Raw genomic sequence first — 3,121 nt, 5'->3', positions numbered from 1 at the left:
TTGCTGAAATCACCGGTGGGCAAGCTTTTCAGGCAATCTCTTCTGTCGAGCTAAATCGTGTTTATGCGGAAATTAGCACGTTAGAACCGAGTCAGTTTGCTAGTTTTAGCTATCAACCTAAAGTAAGTGTTCACTATGCTCCTATCGCCTTGGCAATTAGCATTTACTTTATTCTTTACAGCTTAGTTATATGGCGTAGTTACTATCTTAGCAAGCAACCATCTAAACGTGATTTGTTGTTGAATAAGCGCGGGGAGGATTAATGTACTTTTCCATTATATGGCAAAACTTTCATTTTATACGACCATTATGGTTATTGGCTTTTGTGCCATTTGTTTTATTTTTCGTGATTAATTTTCAGCAAAAAAAATCACAGGAAGCTGGGCTTAAAGATTTTCCACCACACTTATTAGCGGCATTAACCGTTGGTGAGCAAGGTTGGAAAAAACTATTACCGTTAAAATTATGGGGCTTTCTCGTCGTACTGGCCATTATCATTGCGGCAGGACCGAGTTGGTTACGCCAAGCCTCGCCTTTTGGTGAGGATACCGCGCCGTTGGTGATTGTTTTAGATGTATCTGAATCTATGTTGCAACAAGATATTCAACCGAGTCGACTGGTTAGGGCAAAACAAAAAATAAGTGATTTATTGGCACTACGTGAAGGTGGCAGTACTGCGCTGGTGGTTTATGCTGGCAGTGCACATACCGCGATGGCATTAACCCGCGATAACGCTATTTTTACGCCATTATTGCAAGCGGTATCGCCTAAGATCATGCCACGACAGGGCAAGTTTGCTGAATATAGTTTAGCGAATATAGATGCATTGTTGGCTGCTGAGCGCAGCAAAGGTAATCCGGGGTCTGTACTACTGATTACTGATGGATTAGGCAGTGATACAAAAGCACGCTTTGTTGATTATTTTAATGCCTCTATTAATACAAATACCACTAATGCTGATTCCAATTTAAATTCACAGCAAAGCCGCCCCTTGTTATTAGTCTTAGGAGTCGGGAATAGTGAGCAAGCTGTATCAGTCCCTTTTGACGCAGATGCATTAAAATCGTTAGCAAAAAATGCAAGTGGTTACTATCAGTCTATATCTGGAGATAATAGCGATGTTGAATGGATACAAGCTAATATTCAGCAATTTATGTTACTGAGTAATGACAACGTTCAACCCTGGGCTGATATGGGCTACAACTTAGTGTTTTTATTAGCGCTATTATTTTTGCTGTGGTTCCGTCGTGGTTGGACTATTAATTGGAGCCTGCAGTCGGTATTACTCTTATTTGCTTTAACTTATCTTCCTGCCCCGCCAGTATTGGCTAACGCAGCCTCTGAGCAGATGACAAATTCAGTCAAAGAGGGTCTACAACCAAAATGGCGTTTTGCTGACTTATGGATGACAGCCGATCAGCAAGGACAATATTATTTTAACCGCGGGGACTATGCACAAGCAGCAGTGCGTTTTGATGATCTTATGTGGAAAGCCTCTGCCTATTATTTTGCCGAAGAATTTGACCTCGCTCGTCGCTATTTTATGCGGGTAGATAACCCCATCGCACAATTTGGAGCAGCGAGTGCCTTGGCGCAATCACGTGAGTATATCGCGGCTCGAAATTTGTTTAAGCAGATAGTAAAAGAACATCCGGACTATCTGCAAGCGGCGCATAATTTAGCGATAGTGCAGAAGATTATTGATGATATTAATCGCATGAGTGAAAGCCAAACAGATAACGAGAACGAGGCATCAAAAGAATTAGGTGACCAACCACAAACAAGCGATGGTGCCGAGAAAATGCTGAGGCAAGATCAGCTCATCAAGGAAAGTTATAACGCCGAACAATTATTGCAAGATGACGCGCTTAATCAAGCATGGATGAAGCGTGTACAAGGCGATCCTGAACGTTTTATCAAGACTAAGTTTTCTCAACAATTGCAAGCGCAGGTAGGATCATGATGCGATTTATTTATACGGTTATTTGTTGCTTGGTTTTGCAGGCTGGTATCGTTAATGTTGCGCAAGCGACGACTGTGCAAGATTTGTTACAGCAAAATAAATTACAAATTAAGGCATGGATCGAACCCGCGTCAGAAAATATTGACGGCAGTCTTAACTCTGCTAGTACGCTTAGCGCTGGGTTTGCCCCTCGCCAGCAAGTTGATTTATATATTCAGGTAAAAACCGATCGTTGGTTTGCGGCGGGAACCTATATTAGTCCGTTTAGTGTCGATAACAGCTTAGTGTTACAACGTAATAAATTAGCGAATAATTATGCTCAACGTGAAAAAGGCATCACTTGGTCAATACAGGAGTGGCAATTAACACTTTATCCGCAACTGAGTGGTGAATATATCGTGCCAGCTATACCGGTGAGTGTAAGTATTGCCAGTGCGACGGGAAAAAAAGTAACGGGTCATCTACTCACTACGCCGCTGAGCTTTAATGTGGCTTTGCCTGATGCTCGATTAAGCCAAGATGTAAATTGGGTTGCAGCACCGGAGTTGACGTTTAGCCAAGTGTGGAATATTGAACCGGATAGTGAATTGAAAGTCGGGGATGCTATCACGCGTACAGTGACGATAGCGGGCAGAGATACCAGTATTATGTTGTTGCCTGACTTTGCTCCTTTTCAATCTGAGCATGTGCAATCTTATCGTGATAAAGATAACGCGCAAGATAGCCAAAATCGTGATGGCTTTTACGCCTATAAAAGCATAACCCACACTTATATTATTCAGAAAAATGGCCAATTAGATTTACCCGCATTAAGCCTGTTGTGGTGGAACACCGAAACACAGACTTTGCAGCCTCTAGCCGTGCCTAGCGGGCAATGGTTGGTACAGCATACGCCTGCTAGTTTTGTTCGTGCTTATCAGATGTGGATATTAAGTTGTCTTATTATAGGGGGACTAGTTATTTATATAGGCCACCGTTTATGGCGACAATATCAGCATGCGAAACTGCCTTATTGGTTAATGTTTATGGTTAATGTTTATCGTCAACAATGGTCGTTGTGCACGCGGGATTTATACAATCAGCACTATAAATGCAGTGGCAATGTGCAATTTCGCCAGCCTGGATCTAGAGGATCCTGTCGTGCTGATCCATTGTCGC

The 3,121-nt window shown here is 42.4% G+C and carries 2 protein-coding genes and 1 pseudogene; all 3 read left to right on the top strand.

Translation table 11 applies throughout. From position 1 onward, the window contains the following. Positions 1–263: pseudogene (locus QNK26_RS13635) on the top strand (aerotolerance regulator BatA); the annotation flags it as partial. Further along, a complete protein-coding gene (locus tag QNK26_RS13630; protein WP_319223851.1) occupies positions 263–1,963 on the top strand; it encodes a VWA domain-containing protein in 1,701 nt (566 codons plus the stop codon). The pseudogene QNK26_RS13635 and the gene QNK26_RS13630, both read left to right, overlap by 1 nt. Next, a partial coding sequence (locus tag QNK26_RS13625; RefSeq protein ID WP_319223848.1) for a hypothetical protein occupies positions 1,960–3,121 on the top strand: 1,162 nt, incomplete at its 3' end. The genes QNK26_RS13630 and QNK26_RS13625, both read left to right, overlap by 4 nt.

It is taken from the genome of Moritella sp., from assembly GCF_033791185.1.
Classification (GTDB): Bacteria; Pseudomonadota; Gammaproteobacteria; order Enterobacterales; family Moritellaceae; genus Moritella.
The sequence above is the reverse complement of the archived record's forward strand: the minus strand, read 5'-3'. Positions and strand labels throughout refer to the sequence as shown.

What these genes read in the sequence shown, in the direction of transcription:
- QNK26_RS13630 (WP_319223851.1), top strand. Translation starts at nt 263, where the DNA reads ATGTACTTTTCCATTATATGGCAAAACTTTCATTTTATACGACCATTA.